At 76.3% G+C, this 21254-nt stretch carries 1 protein-coding gene and 1 pseudogene; both read right to left on the bottom strand.

Annotated features, from left to right (window positions below):
* Positions 1-16: 16 nt before the first annotated feature.
* Positions 17-10828, bottom strand: a pseudogene (locus ACGFNF_RS28615) (type I polyketide synthase); the annotation flags it as partial.
* Between the two features lie 61 nt (positions 10829-10889).
* On the bottom strand, positions 10890-21254 hold the full coding sequence (locus ACGFNF_RS28610) for a type I polyketide synthase (protein WP_357578073.1): 10365 nt from the start codon (positions 21252-21254) through the stop codon (positions 10890-10892).

Here is a 21254-nt window from a genome sequence, read left to right as displayed (position 1 = left end):
CCTCAGCGCGTCCGGTTCAGGCGGCGCCGAGTTCGTCGTCGATGAACCGCAACAGCTCGTCGGCGGAGGCGGTCTTCAGCACCAGGCCCACGTCCGGTCCGTCGGGTTCGGCGTCCACGTCGGACCTGCCACGCCAATTCGACATCACCGCGTGCAACCGATCGGTAATCCGTGCCTTGACCGCGTCCTCCAGACCCGCCGCACCGGCCTGGGCGAACGAGCGTTCCAGCCGGTCCAGCTCGGCCAACAGCCCCGCGGCCGGGTCCACCTCGGCCGGGGCCAGCCCGGCCAGCAGGTGGTCGGTGAGCGCCGCGGCGGTCGGGTGGTCGAACACCATGGTGGCGGAGAGCTTCAGGCCGGTGGCCGCCTTCAGCCGGTTGCGGAACTCGACAGCGGTGAGCGAGTCGAATCCCAGCTCGGTGAACGGCCGGTCGGGGTCCACGGCGCTCGCGCCGGCGTGCCCGAGCACGGCGGCGGCCTGTGCCTTGACGAACTCCAGCGCGGTGTGCCGCCGCTGCGGGCCGCTCTGGCTCGCCAGGTGGTCGCGCAGGGCGCCGGGCGACTGCGTCGCCTGCTCCACCGACCGTCGGGACGGGCCCCGCACCAGGCCACGCAGCAGCGCGGGCAGCAGGCCCGCCCGGCCCAGCTCGCGCAGCGCCGCCGGGTCCATCGGCATCGGCACCAGTAGCGGCTCGTCGACCAGCTCCGCCGCGTCGTACAGCGCCATGCCCTGCTCCACCGACAGCTCCAGCAGGCCGACGCGGGCCATCCGGGCGCGGTCGTTGGCGTCGAGGTGCGCGGTCATCCCGCTCGCCTCGCTCCACAGGCCCCAGGCCAGCGAACGGGCGGGCAGCCCGGCCGCCCGGCGCCGCGCCACGAGCGCGTCCAGGAAGGTGTTCGCCGCCGCGTAGTTGCCCTGCCCGGGGCCGCCCATCGTGCCGGCCGCCGCGGAGAACACGACGAACTCGGCCAGCTCGGCGTCCAGGGTCAGCTCGTGCAGGTTGACCGCCGCGTCGACCTTGGGCCGCAGCACCGCGTCGACCTGTTCCGGGGTCAGCGCGGCGACCAGGCCGTCGGCGAGGACGCCCGCCGTGTGCACCACGGCGGTCAGCGGGTGCGCGGCGGGCACCCGGGCCAGGGTCTCGGCCAGCGCCGCGCGGTCCGCCGCGTCGCACGCCGCGACGGTGACCTCCGCGCCGTACGAGGTCAGCTCGGCCACCAGCTCGGCGGCCCCGGGGGCGTCCGGGCCACGGCGGCTGGTCAGCAGGAGGTGCCGCACCCCGCGCCGGGTCACCAGGTGCCGGGCCAGCAGACCGCCGAGGGTGCCGGTGCCACCCGTGACGAGCACCGTGCCGTCGGGGTCCCGCCGGGGCGGCGCGGTGAGCACGAGCTTGCCGACGTGCCGGGCCTTGGACATGAACCGGAACGCCTCCGGGGCGCGCCGGATGTCGTACGGCCGCACCGGCAGCGGCGTGAGGTCACCCGTCCCGAACAGGGCGACCACGTCGCGCAGGATCGCGCCGACCCGGTCCGGGTCGATGGCGAGCAGGTCGAACGCCTGGTAGGCGACGCCCGGGTGGTCGGCGGCGACCCGGTCCGGGTCCCGCACGTCGGTCTTGCCCATCTCGACGAACCGGCCGCCCGCGCCGAGCAGGCGCAGCGAGGCGTCGACGAACTCCTTCGCCAGCGAGTCGATCACCACGTCGATGCCGGCCGCGCCGAAGCGCTCCTCGAACTCCAGGGTGCGGGAGTTGCCGATGTGCGTGTCCGGCAGCCCCATCGCACGCAGCGCGTCCCACTTGCCGGTGCTGGCGGTGCCGTACACCTCCGCGCCGAGGTGCCGGGCGAGGCGGACCGCCGCCATGCCGACGCCACCGGCCGCGGCGTGCACCAGCACCCGCTCCCCCGGCTTGACCTGGGCCAGGTCGACAAGCGCGTAGTAGGCGGTGCAGAACGCGATAGGCGTCGACGCCGCCGTGGCGAACGACCAGCCCGACGGCACCGGCACGACCATCCGCGCGTCGGTGACCACCTCGGTGCCGAAGGCGCCGTAGAACAGGCCCATGACGCGGTCGCCGACCGCGACGCCGGTCACGTCCGGCCCGGTCTCGACGACCACGCCCGACCCCTCGCCGCCCATCACGCCGCCGCCGGGGTACATGTCGAGGGCGATCAGCACGTCCCGGAAGTTCAGGCCGGCGGCCCGCATCGCGATGCGCACCTGGCCCGGCCCCAGCGGACGCGGTTCCTCCGCCTCGGGCAGCAGCGCCAGATTGTCCAGCGTGCCGCGTTCGGTGACGTCCAGCCGCCAGCGCTCGGCCGGCGGCGCCGCCAGCGCGGGGCTGCTCGCCGCGCGGGCGAGCCGGGGGGCCAGCAGGACGCCGTCGCGGATGGCGAGCTGCGGCTCGTCGGCCGCGACCGCCGCCGCGAGCAGCCGGTGCGGCTCGCGGTCGTCGACGTCGAGCAGGACGAAGCGGTCCGGGTGCTCGCTCTGGGCCGACCGGAGCAGGCCCCACACCGGCGAGCTGGGCAGGCCGGGGGCCGCCTCCTGCACGCTCACCGCGTCCCGGGTGACGACGACCAACCGGGCGTCGGCGAACCGCTCGTCGGCGAGCCACTCGCGCAGCACCGCGAGGGTGTCGTGGACGACCCGGTGGGCCGCCCCGGCGGGGTCGTCGGCCGCGCCGGCCGCGCAGGGCAGCACGACCAGGGCGGGCGTCGGCGCGCCGTCGGCCACCCGGGCCCGCAGGGTCGCCAGGTCCGGGTACGCGTCGGTGACGAGGCCGGCGTCCTGCGGCAGGGTGCACCCGCCGAGGGCCGCCCAGCGGGCGTCCGGGGCGGTCGCCGGCGCGGCGACCGGGGTCCACTCCAGGCGGAACAGGGCGTCGTGGTGCGTGCTCGGCCGCGCGGGGGCGGTGGCCTCCCGCAGCACCAGCGACTCGACCTCGGCGACCACGGTGTTGCTCTGGTCGGCCACGGTCACCGCGACCGTGTTCCGGCCGCGCGGACGCAGCCGGACGCGCAGCTCCGTCGCGCCGACGGCGTGCACGGAGACGCCGCTCCACTCGAACGGCAGCAGCGCCTCGGTGCCGCTGGTGACGAGCGCGAGCGGGTGCAGCGCGGCGTCGAGCAGCGCCGGGTGCAGGCCGTAACCGGCCGCAGCCCGGGCGGCCTCCGCCGGCAGGGCCACCTCGGCGAAGATCTCCTCGCCCTGCCGCCACACCCGGCGTACGCCCTGGAACGTCGGGCCGTACGTGAGACCGGCCGTGGCCAGGGTGGCGTACAGCTCGTCGGACGGGACCGGCTCGGCCGCCGGCGGCCACGCGGTGTCGAAGCCGCCCGCCGGCTCCCCGGGGGCGAGCAGGCCGACGCCGTTGCGCACCCACGGCGCCGCGTCGGTGGCGACCCCGTCCGGCCGGGAGTGGACGGTCAACTGCCGCTGCCCGTTCTCGTCGGGCGGGCCGACGCGCAGCTGCACCTGGACCCCGCCCTTCTCCGGCAGCACCAGGGGCGCGGTCAGGGTCAGCTCCTCGACCCGGCCGCAGTCGACCTCGTCGCCGGCGCGGACCGCGAGATCCACGAGCGCGGTCCCGGGCACGAACACCTGCCCGCCGACCCGGTGGTCGGCCAGCCACGGGTGCGCGGCCACCGAGATGCGGCCGGTGAAGAGCAGGCCGTCGGTGTCGGCCAGCGCGACCGCCGCGCCGAGCAGCGGGTGCTCGGTGGCGGCGAGCCCCAGTCCGGCCGCGTCGGCGGTGGCCGTGCCGACGGCCGGCCAGTACCGCTCGTGCTGGAACGGGTAGCCGGGCAGCCGGACCCGGCGCGCGCCCTCGACGCCCCACGTGGGGTGCACGCCGTGCACGTGCGCCTCGCCCAGGGAGAGCAGGAAGCGCGCCAGTCCCCCCTCGTCGCGGCGCAGCGAGCCGACCACGGTGGCGGTGGCCTCCGCGTCGTCGATGACGTCCTGCACGCCGATGGTGAGCACGGGGTGCGGGCTGACCTCGACGATCGTGGTGACGCCCGCGTCGAGCAGGGCCCGAACGGCGGGCTCGTACCAGACGGTCTGGCGCAGGTTGCGGTACCAGTACTCGGCGTCCATCGCGACGTCGTCCAGCCAGCGGTCGTCCACTGTCGAGTAGAGCGGCACCTCGGGCCGGCGGGGCTCCAGCCCGGCCAGCACGTCGCGCAGCTCCTCGTGCAGCTCCTCCACGTACGCCGAGTGCGACGCGTAGTCCACGTCGATGCGCTTGGCGCGCACGCCGTCGCGCTGGCACTCGGCCAGCAGCTCGTCGAGGGCGTCCAGCTCGCCTGCCGCCACCGTCGAGCGCGGCCCGTTGACTGTCGCCACGGTCACCCGCCCGGCGAAGCGCTCCAGCCGGTCGCGCACCTCGGCCACCGGCAGCGGCACGGAGACCATGCCGCCCTTGCCGGACAGGCGCAGCAGCGCGCGGCTGCGCAGGGCCACGACCCTGGCCGCGTCGGCCACGGAGAGCGCGCCCGCCACGCAGGCGGCGGCGATCTCGCCCTGGGAGTGCCCCACCACGGCGGCGGGCTCGACCCCGTGGGAGCGCCACAGCTCGGCCAGCGACACCATGACGGCGAACAGGACGGGCTGGACGACGTCCACCCGGTCCAGCTCCTCCCCCTGCCGCAGGACGGCCTCCAGGGACCAGTCGACGTGCGGCGCCAGCGCGGCCTCGCACTCGGCCATCCGGGCGGCGAAGACCGGGGCGGTGTCCAGCAGCTCCACGGCCATGCCGATCCACTGCGAGCCCTGCCCGGGGAAGGAGAACGCCACCTTCCCCGGCGTGCCGGCGGCGACCCCGGTGGCCAGGTTCGGCGCGGGCTCCCCCGCGGCGAGCGCGGCGAGGCCGGCGCGCAGCTCGTCGGCGCCGCCCACCACGACCGCGCGGCGCGGGTGGGTGGCCCGCAGCGACAGTGAGTACGCCAGGTCGCGGGGCGCCACCTCGGCCAGGAGCGGCTCGAGGTCGGCGGCCTGCCGGCGCAGCGCCCCGTCTGAGCGGGCGGAGAGCACGAGCGCGACCGGCCCGTCGTCGGGCGTCCGCTCGGCCTCGGGCGCCTCCGGCGCCTCCTCGATGACGAGGTGGGCGTTGGTGCCGCTGAACCCGAACGACGAGACGCCGCCGCGACGCGGGTGGCCGTTGCGCTCCCACGGCTGCGGTTCGGCGAGCAGCCGTACGCCGCCCGACCAGTCGACGTGCGCCGTCGGCTCGGCCACGTGCAGGGTCCGGGGCAGTTCGCCGTGCCGCAGCGCGAGCACCATCTTGATCACCCCGGCGACGCCGGCGGCGGCCTGGGTGTGCCCGATGTTCGACTTCACCGAGCCCAGCCAGAGCGGCCGGTCTCCGGCGCGGTCCCGGCCGTACGTGGCGAAGAGCGCGTCGACCTCGATGGGGTCGCCCAGCGTGGTGCCCGTGCCGTGCGCCTCCACCACGTCGACGTCGGCGGTGGAGAGCCCGGCGTCGGCCAGCGCCTGCCGGATGACCCGCTGCTGCGAGGGGCCGTTGGGGGCGGTCAGCCCGTTGGACGCGCCGTCCTGGTTGACGGCGGTCCCGCGTACCACGGCGAGGACCTCGTGGCCGGCGGCGAGCGCGTCGGAGAGCCGTTCGAGGACGACCACGCCGATGCCCTCGCCCCAGTTGGTGCCGTCCGCGCCGGCCGCGAACGCCTTGCAGCGCCCGTCCGGGGCGAGCCCGCGCATCCGGCTGAACTCCAGGAACGCGCCCGGCGTCGACATGGCGGTGACGCCGCCCGCGACCGCCATCGCGCACTCGCCCGAGCGCAGCGCCCGCACCGCCAGGTGCATCGCCACCAGCGACGACGAGCAGGCGGTGTCCACGGTCACGGCCGGGCCCTCCAGCCCCAGCACGTACGAGAGGCGACCGGAGAGGATGCTCGCGGCGTTGCCGGTGGCCATGAAGCCTTCCGCGCTCGCCCCGGCCGCCCCGGTGATCCGGGCGTAGTCGACGTTGTTGGCGCCGACGTACACGCCTGTCGCGCTGCCCCGCAGCCCGGTCGGGTCGATGCCGGCGTCCTCGAAGGCCGCCCAGGACGCCTCCAGCACCAGCCGCTGCTGCGGGTCCATGGCCTCCGCCTCGCGGGGGCTGATGCCGAAGAAGGCCGCGTCGAAGCCCGGCAGGTCGGCGAGGAAGCCTCCCTCGCGGACGTAGCTGGTCCCGGAGTGCTCCGGGTCGGGGTGGAACAGGCCGTCGAGGTCCCAGCCGCGGTCGGTGGGGAACGGGCCGATGCCGTCGCGCCCCTCGCGCAGCATCGTCCACAGCTCCTCGGGCGAGCTGACGCCCCCGGGGAAGCGGCAGCTCATGCCGACGATGGCGATCGGCTCGTCGGCGGCGACGGTGCCGACGACCACCTCGGTGCGACCCGTCTCCAGCAGGTGCTCGGCCAGCGCGACCGGGGTCGGGTAGTCGAAGGCGACGGCCGCGGAGAGCCGTACGCCGGTGGCCTCGACCATCCGGTTGCGGAACTCCACGGCGGTGACCGAGTCGAAGCCCAGTTCCTTGAACGCGGAGGCCGGCTCGACCGCCTCCGGCCCCGGGTAGCCGAGCGTGAGCGCGACCTGGGTGCGGACCAGCCCGACGACGTGGTCGAGGCGGTCCGCCTCGGGCAGGTCGGCGAGCCGGCGGGCGAAGTCCGACGAGGTGGAGGTCTCGGCCGACTCCTCGTCGGCGACCGCCTCGGGGATGGTGTCGAACAGCCGGCTCGGCCGCAGCGCGGTGAACGACGGCACGAAGGTGGCCCAGTCCACGTCGGCGAGCACGACGTCCGTGTCCCCGGCCGCCAGGGCCGTACGCATGGCGGCGACGGCCCGCTCCGGCGCCATCGGCGCCAGGCCCCGCTTGCGCAGCGAGGCCGAGATCTCGTCGTCCACCAGCGTGCTCTCGGCCCACGGGCCCCAGGCGAGGGCGGTGGCGACCTGCCCCCGGGCGCGCCGCGCCTCGGCGAGGGCGCACAGGTGCGCGTTGCCGGCGGCGTAGGCGGCCTGACCGCCGCTGCCCCAGACGCCGGCCACGGAGGAGAAGAGCACGAACTCGTCGAGGTCGCGATCCGCGAAGATCGCGTCGAGGTGGGTGGCGCCGGCGACCTTGGCGGAGACGACGTCGGCGTACTCGGCGAGTTCCATGTCGACGATGCCGGTGAGCTGCGCCAGCCCCGCCACGTGCACGACGGCGCGTACGTCGGGGTAGCCGTCGACGACCGCCGCCAGGGCGGCCCGGTCGGCCACGTCGCAGGCGACGACGTCGACCTGCGCGCCCAGTCCGCGCAGCTCGTCGAGCGCCTCGGCGGGAGCGGTGCCGCGCCGGCTCAGCAGCACGACCCGCTCGGCGCCGTGGCGCGCGTACAGGCGGGCGGCCTCGATGCCGAGGGTGCCGGTGCCTCCGGTGATCAGCACGGTGCCGGACGCGCCGCGCCAGGGCGGGGCGCCGGTCACCGGCGCGCGGTGCAGCCGGCGGACGAACACCCCGTCCGGGCGCACCGCGACCTGGTCCTCCCCGATGCCGGCAAGCACGCCGGCCAGCGCGGCGGCGGCGCGCCCGTCCAGCTCGGCGGGCAGGTCGACCAGGCCGCCCCAGGTCTCGGGCAGCTCCAGCGCGGCGACCCGGCCGAGGCCCCACACCTGCGACTGGGCCACGGCGGTCACCGGGTCGGCCGGGGAGGTGGCGACGGCCCCACGGGTGAGGCACCACAGCCTGGCGCCCCGCCCGGCGAGCGCGCGGATCAGGTCGAGGGTGGCGGCGGCGCCCGCCGGGACGCCGGGGTGGCCGGGCAGGAACGCCTCGTCGAGCGCGAGGAGGGAGACCACGCCGGCCGGTGCCGCGTCGAGGTGACCGGCCAGGTCCGCCGGGCCGGTGGTGACGACCGTGGCGCCGTGCGCGGTGAGCGCGTCGGCCACCGCTGCGCCCGCGTCGCCCGGCGCCGCCGGGTCGGCGACCACCAGCAGCCAGGTGCCGGTCAGCGCCGCCGGGGTGCCGCCGGGGCGGCGCTCCCACCGGGCCTCGTAGCGCCAGCGGTCCAGCGCGGAGCGCTCCTGCCGTCCCCGGCGCCACGCGGAGAGCGCGGGCAGCACCGACGCCAGGGGCGCCTGCGGGTCCACGTCGAGCGTGGTGACCACCGTGTCGAGGTCACCGCTGTCCACCGCCGCCCACAGGCCGTCGTCGTCGCCGGCCTGGCCGGAGCCGGCCGGGTCCACGCTGTCCTGCCAGAAACGCTCGTGCTGGAAGGGGTACGTCGGCAGGTCCACCCAGGACCGTCCGGACCGGTGGTAGAACGCCTCCGGGTCCAGCGCGACGCCCCGGGTCTCCAGCCGCGCCAGCGCCTCCACCAGGGCACGCGGCTCGTCGCGGTCCCGGCGCAGCACCGGCGCGGTCAGCACGTCGCCGTCCAGGCAGTCCGCCGCCATGGTGGCGAGCACCGAGTCCGGGCCGAGTTCGAGGAACGTCGTGGCGCCGGTCGCGGCGGCGGCGCGTACCGCGTCCGCGAAGCGCACGGTCGCGCGGACCTGCCCGACCCAGTAGTCGGGCGTCGCCAGCTCGTCGCCCGCGGGCGCGCCGGTGACCGTGGAGACCAGCGGGATGCTCGGCGGCGCGTACGAGACCGTCTCGGCCACCGCCCGGAACTGCGCGAGCATCGGGTCCATCAGCGGCGAGTGGAAGGCGTGCGACACGGTCAGCCGCCGGGTGCGGCGGTCGGCGAACCGCTCGGCCACCGCCGCCACCGCCTCCTCCGTGCCGGAGACGACCACCGAGCCCGGGCCGTTGACGGCGGCGATGTCGGCGTCCGCGCCGAGCAGCGGCGCGACCTCGTCCTCCGTGGCCTGCACGGCGAGCATCGCCCCGCCCGCCGGCAGCGCCTGCATCAGCCGGCCCCGGGCGGCGACCAGGCGGGCCGCGTCGGCGAGCGTGAACACCCCCGCGACGTGCGCGGCGGCCAGCTCGCCGATCGAGTGCCCGGCCAGGACCGAGGGGGTGACGCCCCACGACCGGACGAGCCGGTACAGGGCCACCTCGACGGCGAACAGGGCGGGCTGGGTCCAGCCGGTCAGGTGCAGGTCCTCGGTGTCGAGGACGTCGCGCAGCGGCCCGTCCAGGTGCGGGTCCAGGGCGGCGCACACCTCGTCGAACGCCGCCGCGAACTCCGGGTACGCCGCGTACAGCCCGCGGCCCATGCCCAGCCGCTGCGCGCCCTGCCCGGAGAAGAGCATCGCGACCCCGCCGTCGGCCACCCGGCCGCGGACCAGGTTGGCGGCCTGCTCGTCGCGGGCCAGGGCGCCCAGGCCGGCGGCCAGTTCCCCGGCGGTGCCGCCGAGCACCGCGGCCCGGTGCGCGAAGCGGGACCGGGTGGTGGCCAGGGCGTAGCCCAGCTCAGCCGGCTCCACCTGCGACACCACGGCGGAGAGCCGCCGCGCCTGGTCCCGCAGCGCGTTGGCGTCGCGGGCGGTGAGCAGCAGCGACGTCACCGGCGCGGCGGCCGGCTCGGGCGCGACGACGGTCTCCGGCGCCTGCTCCACGATCACGTGGGCGTTGGTGCCGCTGAACCCGAACGACGAGACCGCGGCCCGGCGCGGCTGCCCGGTCTGCGGCCACTGCGTGGCGGCGGTCAGCAGCCGTACGTTGCCGGCCGTCCAGTCCACCTGGTCCGACGGCTGTTCGGCGTGCAGCGTCGCGGGCAGGACACCGCGCCGGATCGCCTCCACCATCTTGATGACCCCGGCGACCCCGGCTGCGGCCTGGGTGTGGCCGATGTTCGACTTCACCGAGCCGAGCCAGAGCGGGTCCTCCCGGTCCTGGCCGTACGTGGCGAGCAGCGCCTGCGCCTCGATCGGGTCGCCCAGGGTCGTGCCGGTGCCGTGCCCCTCGACCACGTCGACCTGGCGCGTCGACAGGCCCGCGTCGACAAGCGCGGCCTCGATGACCCGCTGCTGCGACGGCCCGTTGGGCGCGGTCAGCCCGTTCGACGCGCCGTCCTGGTTGACCGCGGAGCCCCGCACCACCGCCAGTACGCGGTGACCGTGCTCGAGCGCGTCCGACAGCCGCTCCACCAGCAGCACGCCGGCACCCTCGGCGAACCCGGTGCCGTCGGCGTCCGCCGAGTACGAGCGGCACCGCCCGTCCGGTGACAGGCCCCGCTGGCGGGAGAACTCGACGAACGTCAGCGGCGTCGCCATGACCGAGACGCCGCCGACGAGCGCGAGGGTGCAGTCGCCCCGGCGCAGCGCCTGGATCGCCAGGTGCAGCGCGACGAGCGACGACGAGCAGGCGGTGTCGACGGTGACCGCCGGCCCCTCCAGCCCCAGGGTGTAGGCGACCCGGCCGGAGACCACGCTGCCGGAGCTGTTGCTGCCCGCGTAGTCGTGGTACATCAGGCCGGTGAACACGCCGGTCGGGCTGCCGGCGAGCGAGGCGGGGTCGATGCCGGCGCGCTCCAGCGTCTCCCACGCGACCTCCAGCAGCAGCCGCTGCTGCGGGTCCAGGCCGACCGCCTCGCGGGGGCTGATGCCGAAGAACGTCGGGTCGAAGTCCGCCGCGTCGTACAGGAAACCGCCGCGCGAGGTGTACGAGGTGCCCTCCCGCTGCGACTGGGGGTCGTACAGCGACTCCAGGTCCCAGCCGCGGTCGGTCGGGAACGCGCCGGTGGCGTCGGTCCCGGACTCCACCAGCCGCCACAGGTCCTCGGGACTCGTCACGCCGCCGGGGTAACGGCAGGCCATGCCGACGATCGCGACCGGCTCGTGCGCGGACGCCTCCACCTCGTGCAGGCGCTGCCGGGTCTTCTGCAGGTCGACCGTGACCCGCTTCAGGTAGTCCCGGAGCTTGTCCTCGTTGGCCACTACGGTCGCCCTCCTCGCACTGTCATGAGATCCCCAGCTCGCTGTCGATGAGAGCGAAGACCTCGTCGTCGGTCGCGGATTCGATGTCGTTGCCGGTGGACGCCGGCTCGCCGCCCAGCTTCGAGAGCACGTCGCGCAGCCGCAGCGTCAGCCGGGTGCGGGACTGCTCGTCGACGTCCGACAGGACCGCCTCGAGGCGGTCGAGTTCGGCGAACGCGGCCAGCACCGCGTTGGTGTCGCCCGCCTCGCCGGAGAGTTCGGCCCGCAGGTACGCGGCGAGGGCCTTCGACGTGGGGTGGTCGAACACCAGCGTCGCGGGCAGTCGCAGCCCGGTCGCCGCGTTCACCCGGTTGCGCAGTTCGACCGCGGTGAGCGAGTCGAAGCCGAGCTCGTTGAACGGTCGGTCGGCGGCGACCGCGCCGGGGTCCGGGTAGGCCAGCACCCCCGCCACCTGGGTACGCACCAGGTCGAGCAGGATCGCCTCGGCCTCCTCGGCGTCCCGGCCGGCGAGCCGCTGCCGCAGCGCGTCGGCCGCTCCCGCGTCGGCGCCGGCCGTACGCCTGGCGGGCACCCGGACCAGCCCGCTCAGCACCGGTGGCACCATGCCCGCGACGGCGCGTTCCCGCAGGGCCCGGTGGTCGAGCTTGATGGGCGCCACCATGCCCCCGGTGTGCAGCGCCGCGTCGAAGAGCTCCAGCGCCTCCTCGACTCCGAGCGCACCGACGCCGGAGCGCGACATGCGCCGCAGGTCGGCCTCGGTCAGCTGCTCCGCCATGCCCGCCTGCTCCCAGCGGCCCCAGGCCAGCGACACGGCCGGCAGGCCGTTCGCCCGCCGGTGCTGGGCGAGCGCGTCCAGGTAGGCGTTGCCGGCGGCGTAGTTGCCCTGGCCGGGGCCGCCGAGCACCCCGGAGGCCGAGGAGAACAGCACGAACGCGGTCAGGTCCCCGGTCAACTCGTGCAGGTTCGTCGCGGCGTCGACCTTGGGCCGCAGCACCCGGTCGACACGCTCGGGGGTGAGCGAGGAGATGACGGCGTCGTCGACGACGCCGGCCGTGTGCACCACGCCGCGCACCGGGTGCGCCGCCAGCAGCGCGGCGAGGGCGGCCCGGTCGGCGACGTCGCACGCGGCGACGGTGACCTCGGCCCCCAGGGCGACGAGTTCGTCGCGCAGCTCGGCCGCGCCCTCGGCGGCGGGGCCGCTGCGGCTGACCAGCACCAGCTCGCGTACGCCGTGCCGGGTGACCAGGTGCCGGGCGACGAGCCGGCCGAGCGCGCCGGTGGCGCCGGTGACCAGGACGGTCCCCTCGAACGCGGTCGCGGCGGTCTCGTCGGTGGCGCCGGCCCGCGCCAGGCGGGGCACCAGGACGTCGGCGCCGCGGACGGCGAGCTGCGGCTCGTCGGAGCCGAGCGCGGCCGACAGACCCGTCCCGGCGGCCCGGTCGTCGTCGACGTCGACCAGGACGAACCGGTCGCCGTGTTCGGACTGGGCGGAGCGGACCAGGCCCCAGGCCGCCGCCCCGGCGAGGTCGGTGACGTCGTCCTCGGGCCGGGTGGCCACCGCGCCGCCGGTCAGGACGGCGAGGCGGGCGGTGGCGAACCGCTCGTCGGCGAGCCACTGCTGCGCCAGGGCGAGGACCTGGTGGGTGGCCGCACGGGCCCGCGCGTCCCCCGCGACGCCCCGGTCCGGGGCGCACCGCGCCACCACCACCTCGGGCACCGCGGCGCCGGCGTCGACGGCGGCGGCGAGGGCCGCCAGGTCCGGGTACGCGGTCGCGTCGAGGCCGTCGATCCGCTCCCCGAGCACCGCGAGGGTGCGCGGCCGGGGCGACCCGGTCAGCGGCGTCCAGTCCAGGCGCAGCAGCGACTCGTGCCGGTCGCGGCGCAGCGCCGCCAGCTGTTCGGGCGACACCGGGCGTACCGCCAGCGCCTCGACCGAGGCCACCGGGGCGCCGGTCGCGTCGGCCAGGGTGATGGCCACCGTGCCGTCGCCCGGCACGATCCGGGCCCGCAGCCGGTCGGCGCCCGCCGCGTGCACGGTGAATCCGCGCCACGAGAACGGCAGCACCGGGTCGCCGTCGCCGGTCGACGCCACCGCGTGCAGGACGGCGTCCAGCAGCGCCGGGTGCAGACCGAAGCGGCCGGCGTCGTCGTGGGCCTGCTCGGGCAGGGTGAGCTCCGCGAACACCTCGTCGCCGCGTCGCCACGCCGCGGTCAGGCCCTGGAAGACCGGGCCGTAGCGCAGGCCGCGCGCGAACAGGTCGTCGTACGCCGTGGCGACGTCGACCGGCTCCGCGTCCGGCGGCCAGGCCCGCAGGTCGGCGCCGGCGGCCCCGGCCGGGGTCAGCCGGCCCACCGCGTGGGTGGTCCACCCGTCCCCGTCCTCATTCCGCGAGTGGACGCCCACCTCCCGGCCGCCGTCCGGCGCCGGTTCGCCCACCGTCACGCGCACCTGGACGCCGCCGGAGTCCGGCAGCACCAGCGGCGCCTCCAACGTCAGCTCCTCGACGCGCGGGCAGCCGACCTCGCGGCCGGTGTGGGCCGCCAGCTCGACCAGCGCCGCACCGGGCAGCAGCACCAGGTCCGCCACCGCGTGGTCGGCCAGCCACGGGTGGGTGGTCAACGCGAGGCGGCCGGTGAAGACCGCGCCGCCGTCCGGCAGCTCGACCGCCGCGCCCAGCAGCGGGTGGTTCGCCCGCGTCTGGCCCAGCCCGCTCGCGTCGCCGGTGCCGGCGCCCGCCCGGGGCCAGTACGGCTGGTGCTGGAACGCGGACGTGGGCAGTTCGACGGTCCGCCCCGGCACCACCGAGGACCAGTCGACGGGCGTGCCGCGCACCGCGAGCCGGGCGAGCGCGGTGGCCACGGTCTCGGGCTCGGCGCGGCCCTTGCGGCACGCCGGGATCCACTCGCCGTCGGCCACGTTGCGCCCGAGCGCGGTCAGCACCGCGTCGGGGCCGATCTCCAGGAAGGTGGTGGCCCCGGACGCGGCCAGCGTGGCGACCGCGTCGGCGTACCGGACCGGTTCGCGCACCTGCCGCACCCAGTGCTCGGCGTCCAGCGTGGTGGGCCCGCCCGTGACGGTCGAGACCAGCGCGACGGCCGGCTCCCGGCACTCCACCTGGGCCACCACCGCGCGGTACTCGTCGAGCATGGGGTCCATCAGCGGCGAGTGGAACGCGTGCGACACGGTCAGCCGCCGCGCCCTGCGGCCCTTCCCCGACAGCTTCTCGGCCACGGCGAGGGTGGTGGTCTCGTCGCCGGAGAGCACCACCGACTCCGGCCCGTTCACGGCGGCGATCGCCACGGCGTCGGAGAGCAGCGGGACGACCTCGTCCTCGGTGGCGCGTACGGCCACCATCGCGCCGCCGGTGGGCAGCGCCTGCATCAGCCGGCCGCGGGCGGCGACGACCTTCGCGGCGTCGGCCAGCGACCAGACCCCCGCCACGTGCGCCGCCGCCAACTCACCGATCGAGTGCCCCGCCACGAAGTCCGGCCGCACCCCCCACGACTCGAACAACCGGAACAGCGCCACCTCCACCGCGAACAACGCCGGCTGCGCCCACCCCGTCCGATGCACCTCCTCGGTGTCCAACACCTCCCGCAACGGCCGCTCAAGGTGCCGGTCCAGTTCCCCGCACACCTCGTCGAACGCCGCCGCGAACGCGGGGAAGGCCATCAGCTCCGCCGTCATGCCGACCCGCTGCGACCCCTGCCCGGTGAAGACCATGGCGAGCTTCCCGCCGTCGGCCGTGCCGGTCACCACCTCGTCGCCGAGCAGCACCGCGCGGTGCGCGAACCCGGCCCGCCCGGTGGCGAGGGTGTACGCGACGTCGACGGGACGCAGCGTCGGGTCGGCGGCGACGTGGGCGCGCAGCCGCGGGATCTGCTCCCGCAGCCCCTCCTCGGTCCGCGCGGAGAGCAGCCACGGCGTGAACGGCACGGCCGGCTCGTCGGCCGGCGGCGCCGGGTCGGCCTGCTCCAGTACGACGTGGGCGTTGGTGCCGCTGATGCCGAAGGACGACACGGCGGCCCGCAGCGGGCGGTCGGCGGCGGTGAGCGGGACGGTCTCCGAGGCGACGCGTACCGCGCCAGTGGACCAGTCCACGTGCGGCGAGGGCTCGTCCACGTGCAGGGTCTGCGGGAGCACGCCGTGCCGCAGCGCCAGCACCATCTTCATGATGCCGGCGACGCCGGCGGCGGCCTGCGTGTGCCCGAGGTTCGACTTGACCGAACCGAGCAGCACGGGCGTGGCCCGGTCCTGGCCGTACGTGGCGAGGACGGCCTGCGCCTCGATCGGGTCGCCAAGCGTGGTGCCGGTGCCGTGCGCCTCGACCACGTCGACCTCGGACGGGGACAGCCGCGCGTCGGCCAGGGCGGCCCGGATCACCCGCTGCTGCGACGGCCCGTTGGGTGCGGTGAGCCCGTTGGAGGCGCCGTCGGAGTTGACGGCCGAGCCGCGCACCACGGCCAGTACGGGGTGCCCGTGGCGCCGGGCGTCGGAGAGCCGCTCGACCACCAGCACGCCGACGCCCTCGGAGAGCGACGTGCCGTCGGCCGCGCCCGCGAACGACTTGCACCGCCCGTCGGGGGCCAGGTTGCGCTGCCGGGAGAACTCCAGGAAGGTGCCCGGCGTCGACATCACCGACACGCCACCGGCGAGCGCGAGGGAGCACTCCCCGTTGCGCAGCGCGGAGATGGCGAGGTGCAGGGCGACCAGCGACGACGAGCAGGCGGTGTCGACGGTCATCGTCGGGCCCTCCAGCCCGAGCGTGTACGAGATCCGGCCGGAGATGACGCCGCCGGAGTTGCCGGTGGAGAGGAACCCGTCGACCGACTCGGCGGAGGCGCTCAGCACGGTGCCGTAGTCGTTGTACATGACGCCCGCGTACACCCCGGTCCGGCTGCCGCGCAGCCTGGTCGGGTCGATGCCCGCCCGCTCCAGTGCCTCCCACGAGGTCTCCAGCAGCAGCCGCTGCTGCGGGTCCATCGCCAGCGCCTCGCGCGGGGAGATGCCGAAGAAGCCGGGGTCGAAGTGGGCCGCGTCGTGGAGGAAGCCGCCCCGGTCGACGTAGCTGGTGCCCGGCGTGTCCGGGTCGGGGTCGAAGAGCGCGTCGAGGTTCCATCCCCGGTTGCCGGGGAACGGCCCGATCGCGTCGCCGCCGCCCACCAGCAGCCGCCACAGGTCCTCGGGCGTACGCACGTCGCCGGGGAAGCGGCAGGCCATGCCGACGATCGCGACCGGCTCGTGGTCGTGCCGGGTCACGGCGACGTCCGCCGTCGCGGTCCGCCCGCCGGCCAACTGCGACACCAGGTACCCGGCCAGCGCCTCCGGCGTCGGGTAGTCGAACACCAGGGTGGCCGGCAGCCGCAGCCCGGTCGCCGCGCCGAGCTGGTTGCGCAGGTCGAGCGCGGTGAGCGAGTCGAAGCCCAGCTCCTTGAAGGGGCGGCCGGCAGGCAGCTTGTCCGCCCGGGCGTAGCCGAGGACGGACGCGACCCGGGTGAGCACCACCTCCAGCACGACCTCGGTCCAGCGCTCGCCGGGCACCTCGGCGAGCCGCTGGGCGAGGGAGGAGCCGCCCACCGCCCGGCGGGCCGGGGCGCGGACCAGGCCGCGCAGCAGCGCCGGCGGTTCCCGGTCGTCGCGGCCGAACGCGGCGAGGTCCACCGGCACCGGCGCGAGCAGCGCGTCGGCCGACCGGACCGCGGCGTCGAACAGCGCCAACCCGTCCTTGCTGGACAGCTCGCTCATGCCGCTGCGCGCCATCCGGCCCAGCTGCGCGCCGCCCACGTCGGCGGTCATCTCGCTGCGCTCGGCCCACAGCCCCCAGGCGAGCGAGTGGGCGGGCAGTCCCGCGGCCCGGCGCCGCGCCGCGAGCGCGTCGAGCAGCGCGTTCGCGGCGGCGTACGCGCCCTGGCCGGGGCTGCCGAAGATGCCGGCGGCCGAGGAGAACAGCACGAAGGCGGTGACGTCCCCGGCCAGCTCGTGCAGGTGCCAGGCCGCGTCCACCTTGGGTCGCAGCACCGCGGCCAGCTGCTCGGGGGTGAGCGTGGCGATGGTGGCGTCGCCCATCACGCCCGCCGTGTGCACGACGCCGGTGACCGGGTGGTCCGCCAGCAGCGCCGCGACCTGGTCGCGGTCGGCGACGTCGCAGGCCAGCACCGTCACGGTCGCGCCCAGCTCGGCGAGTTCGTCGCGCAGTTCCTCCGCGCCGGCGGCGGCGAGGCCGCGGCGGCTGGTCAGCACGAGGTCGCGTACGCCGTGCCCGGTGACCAGGTGGCGGGCGACCAGCCCGCCCAGGGTGCCGGTGCCGCCGGTGACGAGCACCCGGCTGTCCGGGCCGAACACCGCCGGCCCGGCGACGTCCTGCTCGGGCACCCGGGCCAGGCGGGGCGCGCGCACCACGCCGTCGCGGACGGTGAGCACCGGCTCGCCCGTCGCCAGCGCCGCCGCCACCAGTTCGTCGGCGGTGTCGTCGGCCTCCAGCAGGACGATCCGCTCCGGGTTCTCCGCCTGCGCGGAGCGGACCAGGCCGTGCACCGCCGCGCCGGCGAGGTCGTCCGGGCGGGTCACCACGACGAGCCTGGTCTCGGCCTGGTGGGGATCGGCGAGCCACTGCTGGATCGCGCTCAGCGCGTACGCCGTGAGGTCGGGCACCGCGGCGATGCCGGGCGCGGCGGAGAAGCACGGCAGGAAGAGCGTGTCGGCGGCCACGTCGGCCAGCGCCACCGGCGGCGCGCCGAAGACCGCCGTGTCGCCAAGCGTCTGCCACGTGCCGCGCTCGCCCCGGCCGGCGGGCAGCGGCATCTGCTCCAGCCGGAACAGCGACTCGACGAAGCCGCTGCGTCCCTTGAGCGCCTGGGGGGCCACCGTGCGTACGGTGAGCGCCGCCACGGAGGCGACGGGGGCGCCCGTGTGGTCCGCGAGGAGCAGGGTCGCGCTGTCCGCCCCCGTCCTGGTGAGCCGGACGCGCAGGCTCGTCGCGCCGGCCCCGTGCAGCGTCACGCCGTTCCACGAGAACGGCAGCTTCGCCGCCCCGTCCCCGACGTCCGCGGCGAGCGCGTGCAGGGCGACGTCGAACAGCGCCGGGTGCAGGCCGAACCCGTCGACGTCCACGCCCTGCGGCAGGGCCACCTCGGCGTACGTCTCGTCGCCGCGCCGCCACGCGGCCCGCAGGCCCTGGAACACCGGGCCGTACCGCAGGCCGAGCCCGGCGAGCCGGTCGTACAGGTCGCCGAGGTCGACGGCCAGCGCGTCGGCGGGCGGCCACTCGGTGAGCTGCTCCCCCGCTGCCGTGGCGGCGGCGAGGACACCGGTGGCGTGCCGGGTCCACATGCCGATCCTCGCCTCGGTGTCGGTCTGCCCGTAGACGCCGAGCGCGCGGCGGCCGTGCTCGTCCGGTGCCTCCACGGTGAGCCGCAGGGCCACCCCGCCGTGCGCCGGCACGACGAGCGGGGCGGTGATGACGAGTTCCTCGACGGCCGGGCAGCCGACCTCGTCGCCGGCGCGGACGGCCAGTTCGACAAGCGCCGTGCCGGGCAGCAGGACGGTGTCCAGGACGGCGTGGTCGGCCAGCCACGGGTGCGTCTCCAGGCTGATCCGGCCGGCGAGCACGACGAGGTCCCGCTCCGGGACGGTGAGCGCGGCGCCGAGCAGCGGGTGGCCGACGACGTCGATGCCGAGGCCGCGGGCGTCCACGGCGGACGCCGCCGCGAGCTGCCAGTACCGCTGGTGCTGGAACGCGTACGTCGGCAGCGGGGCCGGGACGCCGCGGGTGTGCGGGGACCAGTCGACGGCGACCCCGCGCACGTACGCCTCGGCCAGGGAGAGCAGGAAGCGCGACAGGCCGCCCTCGTCGCGCCGCAGCGAGCCGACGAGCGCGGCCGGGGCGTCGGCGCGGTCCAGGATCTCGCGTACCCCCATGCCGAGCACGGGGTGGGGGCTGATCTCCACGAGGACGTCGTGCCCGTCGGCGAGCAGGCGGTCGATGGCGTCCTCGAACCGGACCGTGCCGCGCAGGTTCGCGTACCAGTAGTCGGCGTCGAGGGTGGCGGTGTCGACGACCTCGCCGGTGAGCGTGGAGTACAGCGGCACGTCGGCGCTTCGCGGCCGGACGTCGGCGAGGACGTGCAGCAGCTCGTCCCGGATGGCCTCGACCTGCGCGGAGTGCGAGGCGTAGTCCACGGGGATCATCCGCATCCGCACGCCGTCGGCCTCGCACGCGGCCAGCAGCTCGGCGAGGGCGTCGGGCTCGCCGGAGACGACTGTGGCGGCCGGACCGTTGACCGCCGCGACGGAGATCCGCTCGCCCCACCGGGCGAGCAGCGCCTCCACGTCCGCCCGGGGCGCCGCCACCGAGGCCATGCCGCCGCGACCGGCCAGCCCGGCGGCGATCGCCCGGCTGCGCAGCGCGACCACGCGGGCGCCGTCGTCGAGGGTGAGCGCGCCGGCGACGACGGCGGCGGCGATCTCGCCCTGCGAGTGCCCCACCACGGCGGCGGGCCGCACGCCGTACGAGCGCCACAGCGCCGCGAGCGACACCATCACGGCGAACAGCACGGGCTGCACCACGTCCACCCGGTCGAGCGACGGCGCGCCGGGCACGCCCCGGACGACGTCCAGCAGCGACCAGTCGGTGAACGCGTCGACGGCCCGCGCGCACTCGTCCATCCGGTCCGCGAACACCTCGGCGGTGTCCATCAGCTCGACGGCCATGCCCGCCCACTGCGAGCCCTGCCCGGGGAACATGAAGACGACGCGGGGCTCGTCGCCCAGCGCGGCGCCGGTGGCGACGGTCGGCCCGGGTTCGTCCGCCGCGACGGCGGCCAGGCCGGCCCGCAGCTCGGCGGGGTCCGCGCCGATCACGACCGCCCGGTGCTCGAACCGGGCGCGGGTCGCCAGGGCGGCGGCGACGTCGGCCGGGGCGGCGGGGTGCAGGTCGAGGTGGGCTGCCAGCCGGGCCGCCTGCTCGCGCCGGGCCTCGGGCGTACGGCCGGACACCACCCAGGGCACCGGCCCGGTCGCCGCCACGCCGGGCTGCGCGGCCTCCGGCGCGGGCGGCTCCTCGATGATCACGTGGGCGTTGGTGCCGCTCACGCCGAACGACGAGACGCCGGCGCGGGACGGCTCCGCGCCCCGGGGCCAGGCGACGGCCTCGGTCAGCAGGTCGACCGAGCCCTCGGTCCAGTCGACCTGGTCGCTGGGGGCGTCCACGTGCAGCGTCTTCGGCAGCAGCCGGTGCCGCATGGCGAGCACCATCTTGATGATGCCGCCGACGCCGGCGGCGGCCTGGGTGTGGCCGATGTTGGACTTGACCGAGCCGAGCCACAGCGGCCGGTCCCGGTCCTGGCCGTAGGTGGCGAGGATGGCCTGGGCCTCGATCGGGTCGCCCAGGGTGGTGCCGGTGCCGTGCGCCTCGACCACGTCGATCTGGTTGGCCGACAGCCGCGCGTTGGCCAGCGCCGCCTGGATGACCCGCTGCTGCGCCGGCCCGTTCGGGGCGGTCAGGCCGTTGGAGGCGCCGTCCTGGTTGACCGCCGTCCCGCGGACGACGCCGAGCACCTGGTGCCCGTTGCGCCGGGCGTCGGAGAGCCGCTCCACGATCAGCATGCCGACGCCCTCGGCGAAGCCGGTGCCGTCGGCGGCGGCGGCGAAGGACTTGCACCGGCCGTCCGGCGACAGCCCGCGCTGCTTGGAGAACGCGACGTAGGTCTCCGGGGTCGCCATCACGGTGACCCCGCCGGCCAGCGCGAGCGAGCACTCGCCGTTGCGCAGGGCCTGCACGGCCAGGTGCAGGGCCACCAGCGACGACGAGCACGCGGTGTCGACGGTGACGGCGGGCCCCTCCAGGCCGAAGGTGTACGCCACCCGGCCGGAGGCGATCGCGCCGGTGGCGTTGTTCTCCGCGTAGTCGTGGTACATCATCCCGGCGAAGACGCCCGTGTCGCTGCCGCGCAGCCCGGTCGGGTCGATGCCGGCGTTCTCGAGGGCCTCCCACGACGTCTCCAGCAGCAGCCGCTGCTGCGGGTCCATCGTCAACGCCTCGCGCGGGCTGATCCCGAAGAACTCCGGGTCGAACTCGGCCGCGTCGTGCAGGAAGCCGCCCTCGCGGGTGTACGACCGTCCCGGCGTGCCGGGCGTGGGGTCGTAGAGCTCCGCGACGTTCCAGCCGCGGTCGGTGGGGAAGCCGGTGATGCCGTCCCCGCCGGCGGCGACGAGGTTCCACAGGTCGTCGGGGGTCCGCACCCCACCGGGGTAGCGGCAGGCCATGCCGACGATGGCGATCGGCTCGCGCAGCGTCGAGTTGAGCTTGCGGTTCTGCTCCCGCAGCCACTCGTTCTCCTTGAGCGAGGCCCGCAGCGCGGTGACGAGCTTCTCCTCCGAGTTGGCCAT

This window comes from Micromonospora sp. NPDC048868 (assembly GCF_043198195.1).
Lineage (GTDB): Bacteria > Actinomycetota > Actinomycetes > Mycobacteriales > Micromonosporaceae > Micromonospora > Micromonospora reichwaldensis.
This window is presented reverse-complemented; position numbering and strand designations above follow the sequence as displayed.

Bases quoted from the DNA above. Each gene is read 5' to 3' on its own strand.
- ACGFNF_RS28610 (WP_357578073.1), bottom strand. From the start codon at position 21,254: ATGGCCAACTCGGAGGAGAAGCTCGTCACCGCGCTGCGGGCCTCGCTC.